This is a genomic window from Anaeromassilibacillus sp. Marseille-P3371 (assembly GCF_900169665.1).
Taxonomy (GTDB): domain Bacteria; phylum Bacillota; class Clostridia; order Oscillospirales; family Acutalibacteraceae; genus Anaeromassilibacillus.
Genome location: NZ_LT835157.1, coordinates 3,270,099 through 3,284,200 on the forward strand (window position 1 = coordinate 3,270,099; position 14,102 = coordinate 3,284,200).

Consider the following 14,102-nt stretch of genomic DNA (forward strand, 5'->3'; position numbering starts at 1 on the left):
CCCCGACAGAGCGAAAACCAACGGCATTGCCGGCATTCCTCCGGCTGGTATTGGCTCTGTTCGACAAAGCGGAGCTGTTCCCGCTGGCGGTCGATTTGTTCCAGGGTGTCGGTCAGGAAATTACCCAGCTTATAGTGATCCAGCATGTAAAAATCACAGGGATAGACACTTCCATCCGCTTCGACCACATACTGCAGACTACATTGACCTCCCATTGCACAGACTTGTGGAGGTTGTCCATCCAAAATCAACAATAGATTATCGAAGTATTGGTGGAATTGCCGCGCTCCTTTCTTGATCTGCTGGTACCAAAGATCAAAGGCATCCTTTAGATACTGTGCATACCGTTCCGAAGTAAGCGACCAGGGATGCAGCCCCCTCGGTTCATCAAGCGGATCGAGACAGGGAATGAACTGTTGATATGCAAATGCATTTCGAAGAAAAAAAGTATGTATTTTGCGATAATTCCGGCACCCTGCACGGGTCAAAACGGCAAGAATATTGGTATCCACATGGAATTTTTTTAGCAATTGCAACGCGTTCATAACGCGCTGGAAGGTCCCTTTTCCCTGTAGGTCTACTCGGTTTGCATCGTGGAGGTCCCGCGGACCGTCCAAGGAAACCCCTACCAAAAAGTGATGTTCTGCAAGAAAACGGCACCAGTCTTCATCGATCAGGAGCCCGTTGGTTTGAAGGGAATAGGAGATCGAACAGCGATTGACATTGAGCTCCTCTGCCAGCTGTACGGCAGTTCGGAAAAAATCTAGCCCAGCCAATGTGGGTTCTCCGCCCTGAAACACAATCGAGCAATGGCGGGTGCAGGCAGCCAATGCCGTACGAAGGGTATTTTGAAGGACTTGAACCGACATGAAGCCAAAATTTTCTGTAGCGCGTTTTTGCATCTCATCCATATAAAAACAATATTTACACCGCATATTGCACAGGCCGCTGGCCGGCTTTAGCATGATGGTGATACAGGGCCTCATGATAGATTCCTCCACAGTATGCCCCAAACGATTCAGCCCAGATCTTACCGGAGCATACGGGAAAAGGCCTGGGAACTCGGCCGTTCCAAAGAAACATCTCTGGATCAGGCAGGAAATCAAATCGATGAATTGACGACAATGTCACTTTTTAAGACCTGATGAGACCAGGGGGCGCCCGGTGTGTTGAGCCGCTTTAAAATGGTTTTTCCAGCGAGAGTTCCCAACGTGCGGCCGGGCATATTGATCCAGCGCATCCCTGGACAAGGATAGACATAAGGGGGGTTGAACAGGCCGACAATCTCTACGTCTTTGACTGGGGAAAGGTTCCGCTCGGAAAGGCAGCGGAGTGCTTCTTGCGTCATGACATTGGTTGACACCAGAATGGCTGTTACGCCGTTGTCCAGCATATTGGCGACCTGCTGGTAGGCTGCGCCCGCATCCTGTGCGTTTGCCGTCGAGTCTGCCTGGCAGATGAAAGCGTTTTTGGGGGTCCAGTGTTCTACGGCGAGGGCGTCCTGAAAACCGCGAAGGCGTTCCATCGTGGTCTTGAGGTCGTCGTCGCTGGCCAGGTAACCGATTTTTTGATGGCGTCCGGAACGAAGAAACGATAGAGTGATCTCATAAACGGAATCGTATGTGGATACAGTCAGTGTGTCGCACCGGCAGTTGTCCAGCACACGGTCGATCAGGAGAACAGGAAGATTTTTGGGCACGACATCTGCAATGTCCTGGAAGTCCAGGAGAGTGGAGATTGCGATAATACCGTCTACCAGGCCGGAACTCAGGTAACGGAAGCTCTGTATTTCCTTTTTAGGGTTCTCCTTGGAGTTGCTGATCAGCAGAGAGTAACCGGCGGACCGAATGACGGACTCGACGGCCTCAATAATATTGAAAAAATAGGAGTTTGCAAAAGTTGGGGTAATAAAGCCAATGGTATTTTTTTTTCCGGTCTTCAAGTTACGTGCGGCAAGATCTGGGACATAAGAGAGCGTTTCGATGGCCTCCAGGACAACTTTCTTTGTCTGGTTGGAGACAAAGCGAGTGCCGTTGATGACATGGGAGACAGTGGCGGTAGAGACGCCGGCAAGTTTGGCGACATCTTGGATGGTTGAGCGCGGCATAGTCAACACCTACCTGTTCATAAAGAAAAATTTCTGTTTTAATTGATCAAATTGCAAATTCATAGCTGATTAAATTATACGGTAGTGCCGGTTGGGTGTCAACTACGTAAACGATAAAATAGAAGATTTTTGGCTAAATGATAGTAAAAATAAGCAAAATTTGTTCGAAAATACGTAATCGTTTAACTTTTGCACAAGAACCCAATAGCACTTTTGGAGAAAACGGATATATCCCAAACAGCGCAAATCGACTTTCACAGATGCTGTAAAAGGAAAGCCGGGCTGGATAAGGTCCCTTTCTTATGGGGCTGTGAAAAAATTGAGCATGGAGGCGTTGGCTGCCCAAGAATGGCACCATTTGAGGCGCTCTACTTATGGAGGCGTTCCTATTGCAACGGATCGAATTTCCCTATGGCACAACTCCGCCGTTTCCTTTCTAGCCGAATTCTGCACAGAAGAAAGGTTGAAATAGCTGTGTCTCACATATCGCTGTAGCAAGTGGGGAATATTGATTGCATTCTCCGTTATAAAAACAGATCATTGATCCATGTTTTCTAAAAGGGACGAACAAAAAGATTGGGCTCATACATCACAAGGCATAATCAAATGAGAAAAATACCAGCAAAAACAGACACAAATAGACTTCCATCTTCTGGAATCGGGGAAAATGCACAAAATCTGTCTTGACAACGAATAAAAAGTATGATATAAGTTATTCAAACGTTTACGTAAACGATTTAACACACGAGGTTCATGAATTTTTGGACATACCAACGGCGATGACAATCACCATGCAAAGCGGAAATTAGTTCCTTTGGGGACTTGGTTTCAATTCAATTTACAGAAAAGAGGAGTAAAAATGAAGAAGTTCAGAATGGCCCGTCTATTGACCACAGTGCTGCTGGTGATGACGATGGTTGCGTCCATGAGTGCTTGCGCTCCGGATCAAACCAATCCTTCCGATGGCGCATCCACTCCTGGAGAAGCCTCCGGGTCCGGCGAAAACGAATCCCTGCGGACCGTTACCTTTGGCCTGCAGACCGCTACCAACAGCTTGCCCTTCTACATTGCAAAGGAGGAAGGCTTCTTTGAAGAAGAAGGAATCAATGCAGAATTTCTGGTTTATACCTCCGGCGGCGCTCAGATTGAGGCTGCTGCGTCCAATGCGTGGATGTTCGGCACCGGCGGCGTATTCCCTGCCATTACCGGTATGCTCAACATCGATATGCGCGTAGTCGGTTCCTGCATGTCCGACGACGCCATGGTAGACCTGTGGGTACGGCCCGACAGTCCCATTGCGCAGAGCGGCCCCGGACATTGTGAAGAATACCCCACATTGTACGGGACCAAGGAGGATTGGGATGGCATTACCGTGCTGGGACCGGTCAATACAACCGGGCATTATTGCCTGGTGCGTGCACTGGATGCATTCGGTTTGTCCCTATCCGATGTGAATGTCACCAACATGGAGGTCAACTCCGCCAATACCGCTTTCCGTGCGGGCGAAGGCGATGCAATTATCTCTTGGCTTGCCCTGTCCGTCGATGCAGCCAGCGAGGGCTGGGTCAAAGCGGCCGTACTGTCCGAAGTGGGCGCAGATTCTCCTTCGATGATCTATGCGACGGAAGAAGCTTGCCAAGATCCGGAGCTGGTGGAGACCGTTTTGAAAGTTTACTATGAGACAGCGCAATGGATTGAAGAAAACCCAGACAAGGCTACGGACTACTATTATGACCTGCTGTACAACAACGGCGTCACAGCGACAAAGGAAGAGTGCCGCGCAGTTCTGGATGGTATTCCGTACCACACCTTGGAACAATCGAAACACTACATGAACAAAGGGGAAGACGGCGAGCGGTATATGATGCATTGCTTCGAGGACATCATGGATTATTTGATCTCCCAGGGGTCTTATACGGAAGCCGATTTGGAGACCATCAAGGAGCTGGATTTGATGCCTGACGAATACATCAACGCAGTCACCCTGGAGTAACCGGGATTCCGGCCTGGATTTGCAAATCGTATGCAGCCGTCGCCGGAACGAGAAGGAGTTGTAGCATGAATACCAATCAAGAAAAGCTTACAAAAGCCATCGCACGGGAACGTAAGCATATCAAGAATAAAAGTAGAAACTTATTGTTTACCTCAATCATTAGCATCGTTGTCCTGTTAGCCCTATGGGAACTATCCGTCCAACTCGGTTGGATTACCACTCGCTTTTTCTGTGCGCCGTCTGAGGTACTCAACGCGCTGATTGAAAAACTGACCAATCGGGCGCCGGACGGGGCAACCCTGCCCGTGCACATTCTTTCCAGTATGAAAATCTCCATGATCGGTTTTTTGATGGCGGTTTTAATCGGAACGCCCTTGGGGCTTCTGATGGGATGGTACAAGCCGGTGGATAAGTTTATCCGGCCGGCGTTCAACCTCATACGCCCCATCCCCGCAGTCGGATGGATTCCACTGATGATTGTGCTCCTGGGGATTGGGCTGGCTCCAAAGGTTTTTATTGTTTTCCTGTCCGCTTTCGTAGCGGTGGTTCTCAACTCCTATGCAGGGATCAAGCTGACCAATCGGGCCATGATAAACGTATCAAAAACCTGTGGGGCATCCAATTTTACAATTTTTCGCCGGGTGGGAATCCCGTCTGCAATGCCAATGGTCTTCACTGGTTGGAAGGTAGGACTGGGGCTCTCCTGGTCAACGTTGGTGGCGGCCGAAATGTTGGCGTCCAACGACGGTCTGGGCTATATGATCCTGGCTGGCCGGCAGTTTATGCGCGTAAACTTGATTATGGTCGGCATGCTGACCATCGGTGTGATCGGTCTGATTTTGTTCGCCCTACTGAACTGGCTGGAAAAAATAGTACTGAAATGGAGGCAGTAGACGAGATATGAAAAAGCATACGTTTATTCTGCGGAATTTTTTACTCAATCTGCTTTCCTTTTTGTCACTGGGTCTGCTGGTCCTCTTGTGGATTGTAGGCTCCAGCGGAGAAGCCTCCATTTTGCCGTCCCCCTATGAGGTCTGGACAAAGTTCCTCGCTCTTTCGGAAGACCCGATTGCGGGCATGTCGATGTTGGGACACTCCCTGCAAAGCCTGCGCAGGGTGTTTGTGGGATTGCTTGCAGCGACTGTGGTGGGCATCCCTCTGGGGACGATGATTGGATGGAGCGAGCGGTTTCGGGCAATCTTCCAGCCGGTTTTTGAGATTATCCGTCCGATTCCTCCGCTGGCATGGGTCCCTCTCATTTCGATCTGGTGCGGGGTCTTCGAGTTCTCTAAGTACATTTTGGTGTTTATCGGCACCTTTTCCGCAATTGTTGTAAATACGTACGCAGGCGTCAATCTTGCAAACCGTGACAATATCGCAGTAGGCCGTATGTTTGGCGCACGAGGCGTCCGCCTGATTACAGACATTGTATTTCCCTCGGCTTTGCCTTCCATCATGGCCGGACTGAAAACGGCTCTGACAACCGGTTGGGGCGTTGTATTGGCCGCGGAGATGATCTCGGCCAATTACGGACTCGGCATGCTGGTCACCCGCGGCTCGGACAGCAACGACATTCAATTGGTGCTGGTTGCAATGCTGCTGATCGGGTTGATCGGGGCGCTGATGTCCACCGCGTTTACCATCCTAGAAAGGAGGCTCAGCCCATGGCGGACCGATTTAAATTAAGCGTTAAGAACTTATCCAAAGCGTTTGTGACAAAAAAAGATGACACGCTGGTGATCGACGACATCAGCATGGACGTTCGGGAAAACGAATTCCTGGTCATCTTAGGACCGGGCCAATGCGGAAAAACCGTCCTGCTCAATATGGTAGCCGGCCTTTTAAAGCCTACCCTGGGAGAAATCTATATGGATGGGGAGAAGGTGTCTGGCCTGGATAAACGTGTACGAATGGTGTTTCAAAAGTTGGCTCTGCTGCCGTGGCTGACGGTGAGTAAGAATGTACAGATTGGTATGAAATACGCCAAGGTTCCAAAGGAACAACGGGAGAGGGTGGCGCAGCATTATATCGACCTGGTTGGCTTACAGGGATTTGAACGTTCCTACCCCCACCAACTTTCCGGCGGTATGAAGCAGCGTGTGGGGATTGCAAGGGCCTATGCCAGTGCGCCCGAGGTCCTGCTGATGGACGAGCCCTTTGGACAGCTGGATGCCCAGACACGCTATTCCATGGAGGATGAAATCCTGAAAATTTGGGACAAGGATAAGCGCACGATTCTCTTTGTTACCAATAATATCGAAGAAGCCGTCTATTTGGCGGACCGCATCGTATTGCTGTCCAAGCGGCCGGCAAAAGTAAAGGACGTATTTGATCTTACGGGATTGCCGCGTCCACGGGACAATCTTTCGGAAGAATTCCTGCGGATTCGGCAGGAGATCGCCGACCAGATGGACCTGGACCTTGGTCAGTAGGAAACGGAGGACAGACATGGCTGAAAACAATGAATACAAGGTGGAAGTCCGCCACTTATACAAAAATTTCGGTTCCTTGGAAGTGCTCAAGGACTGTAATTTCAATGTAAAACGCGGGGAGTTTATCTGCGTGGTAGGTCCTACGGGCTGCGGAAAGACCACCTTTTTAAACCTACTCACCTGCCTGCTGGAGCCGACCAGCGGCGAAATCCTGATCGACGGCAAGCCCGCCAATCCCAAAAAGCACAATTTGGCGTTTGTTTTTCAGGAACCCACCGCTTATCCATGGCTGACGGTACGCAAAAATCTGGGCTACTGCCTGTCTCTCAAGCATCTGCCAAAGCAGGAGATTGCTGCCCGTGTGGAAAATATTGCACGGCTGATGGGTTTGAGCGCCGATTTGGACCGGTATCCAAGCGAACTTTCAACCAGTACGGAACAGAAGGTGGTAATTGGGCGGGCCTTTGCAATGAACCCGGACCTTCTGCTGATGGACGAACCCTATGGACAGATGGACATCAAGACGCGCTTTTATTTGGAGGATGAAGTGGTTCGCATCTGGAAGGAACTGCACAGTACGGTTCTGTTCATCACCCACAACATTGAGGAAGCGGTATACCTGGCGGACCGGATTCTCATTCTTTCCCAAAAGCCTGCGAGCGTGAAAGAAGATGTGGTGGTCGATTTACCCCGGCCCAGAGACATCAATTCGCCGGAATTTGTACGCTTGCGCAGCTACGTGACCGATCAAATCAAATGGTGGTAAGGAGGAATACATACGATGAAACTGTGCTGTGGTTCCAATCTATATGCATCGTTTCCGCTGGAAACAGCCTTGCGTGAAATGTCCAAAATTGGGTTCCGCTATGTGGACCTCTGGGCTTGCAAAGCCATCTGCGACCATGCCGACCCTCAAAAGACGACGCCGGAGGAGGTACAAGAACTGCTGCAACGCTACAAGATGACAGCGGTTTCAATGACCCTCTTCCTGATGTCCGGCGAGGAACGGCGGGAACGAATGAAGTTCGCCGCGGCATTGAGGATTCCCACAGTGATCTGGGAACCCGCCCAGTCTACCGATTGGGCGGACCATATGACCAATTTGAACCCCATCAGCGTCCCTTATGGCAGCCCAAGGGGGAATTTTTCCGAGTATATAGAACAGTTAAAGCAGGACCTCGCCTATGCCAAATCCCTTGGGCTAAAGGTAGGGATCGAGGTGCCTCACTGCTATACTTTCAACGAGTATCTGTATCAAATTTATAAGACGGACCAGTGCATCGACGACGATGCTTTGTCCTACATTATTGCTCCGCCTCATGCCAATGCGCGGGGGTATGAGGCGGAAGATGTATACGACCTAGTCGCACATTCGCGTGCATATATGCTGTATTTATGGGATATAAAAAAAGGGTTTTCGTTCCCGGAAAGCGACCGTGCCTTTGGCGCTGGCGACGAACAGATGCCCGGAGGTGGCCAGCGCAATTTTCAGGCGCAGATTGATGCGTTCGCCGAAAAAGGGTTTACTGGATGGTACAACGTATCCTGTCACGGCACCGAGGGATGGAACGACCTGCAAAAAATTAACAACTGCTTGAAGAATGCGTACAGACTTGTGGAGCCGATACTTCAGGCAAAGGAAGGGACAGTATAAATCATGGTAAAACTAGTGATGCTGGGCGTGGCGCATCCACACGCGGAGAGTTGGGTACGCGCCTGGCAAATGCACACAAAAGCCGAGCTCGTCGGCGTATGGGATGAAAACCAATCGCTGGCACAGCAATTCGCTGAGCGGCATGGCCTTCTATGTTTTCAAACCATGGGACAGGCGCTTGCGTACCCCGAGGTGAGCGCCGTAGGAATTTGTGCAGAAAATGTAAAACATGCCGCCTATACCATTGCAGCTGCACAGGCGGGAAAAGATATTTTGTGCGAGAAACCGGCTGCGACAACCCTGAAAGATTGCCAGTTGATGCAGCAGGCAATCGCACAAGCGGGCGTCCGCTACATGCAGGCGTTTCCTATGCGCGTGGATGCTGTCAACCAGACGATCAAGTCCATCCTGGATGCACAGGAGATCGGCCGGGTAGTGAGTTTTCGCAAGCGGCATGGAATCGGCTGGGCGGCAGACGGCCGGGTTCCGGCGCCGCTGGCGTGGTTTACAGACCCGGAGCTTTCCGGTGGGGGAGCTTTTTTGGACGAGGGAATCCATGCGGCCGATTTCTTGATCTGGATGTTTGGAGAACCCAAATATGTGACAGCAAAAATCCCACAGAGCACAGTTGGACTAGAGGTTGAGGACAACGGCATCGCCATCGTGGAATTCGCCAATGGAGTAATCGGTACGCTGCAATCCAGCTGGACCTTTGCCGCCGGTACAGTGACGACGGAGATCTTCGGCTTGGACGGCACCATACAGCAGAGTTTTAACGACTGCGCGTCTACCACGATCAATGGGGAAAATAATTTTCCACTTCAGGTGTTTCGGAAAGGTCGGCCTATGGCGGGATGGGAAAACCCGCGGATGCCTATCCGGTTTAAACACATTCATGAGGTGGTAGCAGAACGCTTTATCGACTGCTTGGAGACCGGCGATGCATTTCCCTCCACCTTGGAGGACGGCTATGCGGCGCTCCGATTGGTGCTGGCCGCTTACCAGTCGGCCAAGGACAACCGCACCGTGGCAATGGAGGAGATCTAAATGAAGAAAGATATTGTGAAGATCGGCGTGATTGGATGCGGGGCGATTGCCAACCAGTATCATATGCCGGCCCTGAAAAGCTTGCCGGATTGCGAAGTAGTAGCAGTCTGCGACTGGATTCCGGAACGGGCAAAAGCTGCTGCGGACTACTTTGGGTTACCGCAGAACCGTGCTTTTACGGAGGACGAGGCGTTGCTCGCCCTGGACGAGATACAGGGCGTCCTGATTCTGACGCCCAATTACAATCACTGTGAGGTCACAGAATTGGCGGCCTCTTGGAAAAAGCATGTCTTTGTCACCAAACCTATGGGACGCACATTGGACGAATGCCGCCGCATGATGAAGGCCTGCCAAGACAACGGCGTGCAGTTGTTTGTCAGTTTTATGCACCGGTACCTTTTGGGAATTGCCGAAACACGCCGTTTGGTTCAGGAAAATGCCATTGGCAAGATCGAAATGGTGCGTATTTTAAATGCGCCGGGCGCCACCTCTACTGTCAGCAAATGGTTTTATGATGAAAAAAACGTAGGAGGCGGGTGTGTCATCGACCTAGGCGTCCACGGCATTGACCTGGTACGTTATTTAATCGGCGAAATCGACGAGGTGACATTTGCTGATATGGGACGGTTCCGTGATACCATTTTTACCGATGGGGAGTATGTACACCCGAACAACGAGGACCACGCCATAGCAATCTACAAGACTCGCTCCGGCGCCACGGTGAACCATATGATTAGCTGGCACCACTGGTCGAATGCGGATCGGTTTTCGATGGAACTGTTTGGCGAAAAGGGATCTATTTTTCTCCGGGACCCCATGGGGATTGTAAATGTCTGCAAGGTCGAACCGGGAAAGCCGGCGACTTGGGTTTCTCTACAGCTTCCCTATGAGAAGTTGGGCGTGGAACAGCATGAATGCTTTTTGGAGATGATTCGGACCAACGGGACAGCGAATCCTGGTGGAACAGATGGACTGGCCTGTATCCGGGTGGTTCGGGCCATTTATCAAGCCATCAAGACCGGAAAACCTGTTCAAATGGATTGTTTGGAGAGCCTATGAATATTTTATTGTTACATACGCATGACTCCGGCCGGTTTCTACAGCCCTATGGCTATGCGCTGGAAACTCCACATCTAAAAACGCTCGCGGAACGGGGGACGCTGTTTCGCCAAGCTTTCAGCGTCGCCCCAACCTGTTCTCCCAGTAGGGCAGGGATGCTTACCGGGCAGTACCCTCACAATTGCGGAATGTTTGGATTGGCCCACCGCGGCTTTTCCCTGCCGGATTATCACCACCATATGGCGCGCTATTTAACCAACTTTGGTTATGAAACGGTGCTTTGTGGAATCCAGCATGAAGCGCCGAACGCGGATTTGCTGGGATATACAAAAATCCTTGACGGCCAGGCGTTTGATATGGGATGCATTGACTTCGACTCCTTTGCTTTTGACCGAGAAAATGCCGGACTGGTGTGCGACTATCTGAAGCAACCTCGGGATAAACCGTTTTTTCTTTCGTTTGGCATGTACAATACGCACCGGAAGTGGAAAAAACATGAAGAGGACATCGACGCCCGTTATGTAGCGCCATTTCCCGGAGTTTACAATAACGCGCAAAACCGGGAGGATATGGCAGACTACATGAGCTCTGTGCGGTTCTGCGATTCGTTGGTGGGACAAGTCCTGCAAACGTTGGAGGAGGCCGGACTTCGGGAGGAGACCATGGTGATTTTTACCACGGACCATGGTCCAGCTGTGCCCGGGATGAAATGTACGCTGTACGACGGCGGAACGGGCGTTGCACTGCTTCTGGATTACCCAGGAAATCCGGCAAAAGGCCGCTGCGTGGATGATATGGTATCGCATCTGGACTTGTTTCCAACGATTTGCGATTTATGCCAGATCGAGAAACCCGATTGGCTAGAGGGACAGTCGCTTTTGCCGCTGTTGAAACGGGAAGGTCCATTTACCCATAGGGTGCTGTTTTCAGAAGTCAATTATCATGCAGCCTATGAGCCCATGCGGGCTGCCCGCAGTGAGCGCTATAAGTATATCCGCCGGTTTGACGAACGGCCGGGGCACATTTTGTCAAATATCGATAATTGCCCGGAGAAAACCTTCCTCTATGAGTATGCTTGCCTCAGAGATACGGATTGCAGCAGTGAAGAGCTCTACGACCTGTATGCGGACCCGATGGAGAAACAGAATGTGGCTGCAAGGCCGGAATATGCACAGGTACGGGAACAGATGGCGTCGTCGCTGTTGGAGTGGATGCAGCAGACGGAAGACCCCCTGTTGTCTGGCGCAGTGGAAGCGCCTGTAGGAGCCCGCGTCAACCGGAGAGACGATTACTGTGCAGAGGATCTGGCAGTAGACACAGAGGAATAAGATGGATGGCCAGAAAGAAGAGAGACGATGAAAAAATTTGGCGAGAAGAAGGTCGGGATTGCGATCATCGGATGCGGGGCGATCAGCGCCTATCATGTGGACGCCCTTCGCTTGATTCCCGAGGCAAAGATTGTGGTCTGCTGTGATCTTATACGGGAAAGGGCGCAAAAAACCGCTGCCGGCGCCGCCGATGTGACCATCGATTATACAGAGGCGGTTGACCGTAGCGATGTGGATTTGGTGTTTGTTCTGACTCCAAACTATCTACATAAAGAGATCGCCGTTTTTGCAGCAAAGAAAAGAAAGCATGTGTTTGTCCAAAAACCGTTTGCCATGGACACGCAGCAATGCCGTGAGATGATCGATGCAGCAGAACAAAACCACGTAAAGCTTTTTGTCAGCTTTATGCACCGGTATTTTGAAGAATCCCGTTGGGCGAAGGAGTACATCGCGGCGGGAAAGCTAGGCGAAGTATATATGGCGCATATCCGGAATTCTTTGCCGGGAAGCGATTATTCCACCTGGCAATATGATTCCGCACTTTGCGGAAAAGGAGGCGCGATCCTGGATGTCGGCGTACATGGGATTGACCTGGTGCGATACCTATTGGGCGACATCGACGAGGTGGTTTGCGCCTCCAAAGGACAAAAGATATTTTCACGCGTGATCGAGGGCCAAACGGTACATCCGGACAACGAGGACTGGGCGTTGGCGCAATACCGCTTAAAAAGCGGCGCTATGGTGAGTCATCAAATCAGCTGGGAACAGAAGTGGCACTGTAACCGATACACGATGGAAATACATGGGAGTCAAGGGAGTATCTACCTGCGGACCGGATACGGCCCCCTTGCTGTGACCAGTCCGGGGGTTTCGCAGGCCGGAAGCATGACATTTCCAGCCTTGGATGTGGTCCCCTTTGGGTACCGCCAGCACCGCGAGGTGATTGATGCAGTCCGGTTTGACCGTCCGCCAACCAGTACAGGTGCGGACGGCTTGTATACGATAGAGATGGTTGAGCAGATTTTACAGTCGGCTCGGACCATCGTGGGGTAATCGGAAGCGCGCAGGTCCAAGAAAGAGGGCCTACAGGGACATCTGTGGTTGGCATAGCAGACAGATAAGGACCTTGATGAAAAAGAGACCTGCGCGCTCCGCATGACACAAGGCGAAGCGGTTTCGCCTTGAACTTCCATAGGTTTCCGAAGGCGTTACAGCTTGACCGCCTTTGAGGAGAGACGATGGATGGTATCTATTTTCTGGTTGCTTTTTTAGCCAGCGTTTTAGGAAAGATCTGCGGCATGGGTGGAGGCGTGATGATCAAGCCGGTGTTGGATGCATGCCATACAGCCAGCGTTGCAGCCATTAATTTTTACTCAGGTTGTACCGTGTTGGGGATGAGCTGCTGGTCCGTCGGCAAGGCTGCTTGGAGGCGGGACAATCTACTGGATTTCCGCGTTTCCGTGCCTTTGGCCGCCGGAGCTGCCCTGGGAGGCCTATTGGGAAAAGAGATCTACTGCCAGCTGGCCAGCCTATATACAGACGCAGAGGTGATCGGCGGCGTACAGGCACTGTTCCTTTTTTTAGCAACCTTGGGGACTCTGCTCTACACCATCACAAAGGACCGCTTTCCCGCAAAACGGGTCCGGCATTGGTCCCTTTGCGTTGCCGTTGGATTGGGCTTGGGAATCCTGGGTTCATTTTTGGGAATTGGCGGAGGTCCGTTCAATATGGCTGTTTTGTATTACTTTTTTTCCATGTCCACAAAGACAGCCGCTCAGAACAGCCTATTTGTTATTTTAATCAGTCAAGGAGCGGGGACGCTCAAAACAATTCTAGCCGGGGATGTCCCGGACATCTTAATCCCCATTCTGGTTGGGATGATTCTGTGCGGGGTTGCCGGCAGCGAAGTGGGAGGTAGGCTGAACCGCAGGTTAAGCGAGGAGAATGTCACCAGGTTGTTTCAATGGTCCATGGTTCTTGTTTTAGGGATCAACCTATATAATATGTTCCGCTTCTTTGGATAGCTGCAAGCGATACCTGCCGGGAAGGAACTTCTTGGATGGCCGACTGTGGTTTGCTTTCGATCTCCAGCAGATGAACCGAGGGGGCTGCATCCCTGGTCGCTTACTTCGGAACGGTATGCACAGTATCTAAAGGATGCCTTTGATCTTTGGTACCAGCAGATCAAGAAAGGAGCGCGGCAATTCCACCAATACTTCGATAATCTATTGTTGATTTTGGATGGACAACCTCCACAAGTCTGTGCAATGGGAGGTCAATGTAGTCTGCAGTATGTGGTCGAAGCGGATGGAAGTGTCTATCCCTGTGATTTTTACATGCTGGATCACTATAAGCTGGGTAATTTCCTGACCGACACCCTGGAACAAATCGACCGGCAGCGGGAACAGCTCCGCTTTGTCGAACAGAGCCAATACCAGCCGGAGGAATGCCGGCAATGCCGTTGGTTTTCGCTCTGTCGGGG

The 14,102-nt window shown here is 51.1% G+C and carries 14 protein-coding genes; 12 read left to right on the top strand and 2 right to left on the bottom strand.

All coding sequences use genetic code 11. From position 1 onward, the window contains the following. On the bottom strand, positions 1-986 hold a 986-nt coding region (locus tag B9Y59_RS13765), incomplete at its 3' end, for a radical SAM/SPASM domain-containing protein (protein ID WP_085534165.1). A gap of 116 nt (positions 987-1,102) precedes the next feature. Beyond that, the gene (locus B9Y59_RS13770; RefSeq protein ID WP_085534168.1) at positions 1,103-2,107 is read right to left on the bottom strand and encodes a LacI family DNA-binding transcriptional regulator; all 1,005 of its coding nucleotides are present in this window, start codon (positions 2,105-2,107) and stop codon (positions 1,103-1,105) included. An 859-nt stretch (positions 2,108-2,966) separates the two neighbouring features. On the opposite strand from B9Y59_RS13770, the gene B9Y59_RS13775 reads away from it, so the two are divergent. The 12 genes from B9Y59_RS13775 to B9Y59_RS15465 all read left to right on the top strand — a co-directional run. Continuing rightward, positions 2,967-4,100, top strand: a complete 1,134-nt coding sequence (locus tag B9Y59_RS13775; RefSeq protein WP_054324967.1) for an ABC transporter substrate-binding protein — start codon at positions 2,967-2,969, stop codon at positions 4,098-4,100. A 65-nt stretch (positions 4,101-4,165) separates the two neighbouring features. Beyond that, positions 4,166-4,993, top strand: a complete 828-nt coding sequence (locus tag B9Y59_RS13780) for an ABC transporter permease (protein ID WP_085534170.1) — start codon at positions 4,166-4,168, stop codon at positions 4,991-4,993. Positions 4,994-5,000: 7 nt separating this feature from the next. After that, positions 5,001-5,786, top strand: coding sequence for an ABC transporter permease (locus B9Y59_RS13785; protein ID WP_054324968.1), 786 nt, complete (start codon positions 5,001-5,003; stop codon positions 5,784-5,786). Then, positions 5,765-6,532 carry an ABC transporter ATP-binding protein gene (locus B9Y59_RS13790; protein ID WP_054324969.1) on the top strand — a complete coding sequence of 256 codons (768 nt, stop codon included), beginning with the start codon at positions 5,765-5,767 and terminating at the stop codon, positions 6,530-6,532. Before B9Y59_RS13785 ends, B9Y59_RS13790 begins: the two co-directional genes overlap by 22 nt. A 16-nt stretch (positions 6,533-6,548) precedes the next feature. Next, the gene (locus tag B9Y59_RS13795) at positions 6,549-7,298 is read left to right on the top strand and encodes an ABC transporter ATP-binding protein (RefSeq protein ID WP_054324970.1); all 750 of its coding nucleotides are present in this window, start codon (positions 6,549-6,551) and stop codon (positions 7,296-7,298) included. 15 nt (positions 7,299-7,313) lie between these two features. Next, positions 7,314-8,186, top strand: a complete 873-nt coding sequence (locus B9Y59_RS13800) for a sugar phosphate isomerase/epimerase family protein (RefSeq protein WP_085534172.1) — start codon at positions 7,314-7,316, stop codon at positions 8,184-8,186. Positions 8,187-8,189: 3 nt separating this feature from the next. Next, the gene (locus B9Y59_RS13805) at positions 8,190-9,233 is read left to right on the top strand and encodes a Gfo/Idh/MocA family protein (RefSeq protein ID WP_085534174.1); all 1,044 of its coding nucleotides are present in this window, start codon (positions 8,190-8,192) and stop codon (positions 9,231-9,233) included. Further along, positions 9,234-10,292, top strand: a complete 1,059-nt coding sequence (locus B9Y59_RS13810; protein WP_085534176.1) for a Gfo/Idh/MocA family protein — start codon at positions 9,234-9,236, stop codon at positions 10,290-10,292. Next, positions 10,289-11,620, top strand: coding sequence for a sulfatase family protein (locus B9Y59_RS13815; RefSeq protein ID WP_158089046.1), 1,332 nt, complete (start codon positions 10,289-10,291; stop codon positions 11,618-11,620). Before B9Y59_RS13810 ends, B9Y59_RS13815 begins: the two co-directional genes overlap by 4 nt. A 27-nt stretch (positions 11,621-11,647) precedes the next feature. Continuing rightward, positions 11,648-12,673: a Gfo/Idh/MocA family protein gene (locus tag B9Y59_RS13820; protein ID WP_085534178.1), complete on the top strand. Its 1,026-nt coding sequence runs from the start codon at positions 11,648-11,650 to the stop codon at positions 12,671-12,673. A gap of 185 nt (positions 12,674-12,858) precedes the next feature. Continuing rightward, positions 12,859-13,644, top strand: a complete 786-nt coding sequence (locus B9Y59_RS13825) for a sulfite exporter TauE/SafE family protein (RefSeq protein WP_085534163.1) — start codon at positions 12,859-12,861, stop codon at positions 13,642-13,644. A gap of 45 nt (positions 13,645-13,689) precedes the next feature. Beyond that, on the top strand, positions 13,690-14,102 hold a 413-nt coding region (locus tag B9Y59_RS15465; RefSeq protein WP_242967327.1), incomplete at its 3' end, for an SPASM domain-containing protein.